This window comes from Streptomyces carpinensis (assembly GCF_002154505.1).
GTDB classification, from domain to species: Bacteria; Actinomycetota; Actinomycetes; order Streptomycetales; family Streptomycetaceae; genus Streptomyces; species Streptomyces carpinensis.
The window spans coordinates 483-906 of the sequence record NZ_MUBM01000419.1 but is presented as its reverse complement, the minus strand read 5'-3'; the positions used below and the strand labels follow the sequence as shown (position 1 = coordinate 906).

The window sequence follows — 424 nt, the reverse complement described above, 5'->3', positions numbered from 1 at the left end:
GCGGCGCGGCGGGCGCGCAGGCCTGGCGGCTGGTCACCTCCGCCCTCGCCGGACTCGCCCTGCTGGTGATCGCCGTGTACACGATCAAGGACTTCGACGTCCTGGTCGGCGCCGGCCCGGACTCCGCCCTGAGCTGGCTCCTGCCCGGCATCATCGGCCTCGCCGTCCTGGTCGGCCTGGTCCAGGGCGCCGTGCTGCGTTCCCGCCGTCCCGAGGCCCACGCCGGGATCGGGCTCGGCAACGAGGCGTTCCAGCTGGACAAGGCGGCCGATTCGACGCCGTAGCGCCACAACGATGACGGAAGTCTGACGGGCACCCGTGCTCCCTGGCACCGAAGGGGGCATGGGTGCTCGAATGAAGGGGTGAACCCCGAACCATCCGAGGAGGAGGGCCGCCCCGTCGGCCGCCGCGTCTTCCTCGGCAC

At 72.6% G+C, this 424-nt stretch carries 1 pseudogene; it reads left to right on the top strand.

What is annotated here, in order from left to right:
- A pseudogene (locus tag BZY54_RS41400) lies at nt 1-284 on the top strand (amino acid permease); the annotation flags it as partial.
- Nucleotides 285-424 lie beyond the last annotated feature (140 nt).